Annotated in this window: 1 protein-coding gene; it reads left to right on the forward strand. The window is 76.9% G+C overall.

The genetic code is table 11. The annotated features are described in order from the left end of the window. A partial coding sequence (locus tag ABC138_RS17585; protein WP_345914474.1) for a DUF222 domain-containing protein occupies positions 1–546 on the forward strand: 546 nt, incomplete at both ends.

A 546-nucleotide genomic window follows, 5' to 3' on the forward strand; every position in this document is an offset into this window, starting at 1 on the left:
GGCCCGGGTCACCGACCGGGTCGGCGGGTTGGACGAGAAGAAGCTGGCCGCCGCGATCACCCAGACCGGACGGTTGCTGCGCCCGGAGCAGGACCTCGACGACGAGGACGCCGCAGCCAAGGCCTCCCGCTCGTTGACCAAGGCCCCCGGCCCGTGCGGGATGACCCGCTACCGCGTCGACCTCGACCCCGAGGGCGCCGCCATCCTCGACGCCGCGCTGGCCGCGTTGTCCGCACCGGTCAAAGGGCCCGACGGCGCCCCGGACGAGCGGACCCCGGCCCGGCGCCGCGCCGACGCGCTGCTGTCGATCATCAGCCGCGGCGTCGCCGCGCCCGAAGGCGTCCCACGGGCCGACAAGGCCCAGATCCTGGTGACCATCAGCCTCCACGCCCTCTCCTCAGCGCACGGCCGGTGCGTCGCCTGCGGGCAGGACCTGCCCGGCCACGCCCCCGGCGCCACCGGCCGGGCCTTCGGCGCCACCGGCAGCGCGTTCGACCCTCCCAGCGGGGGCCACGCCGGTGGCCTGACCGCCACCGGGCAGGTCCT

Origin of the sequence: Janibacter sp. LM, from assembly GCF_039631275.1 — a bacterium.
In the GTDB taxonomy this organism is placed as follows: Bacteria; Actinomycetota; Actinomycetes; order Actinomycetales; family Dermatophilaceae; genus Janibacter; species Janibacter terrae.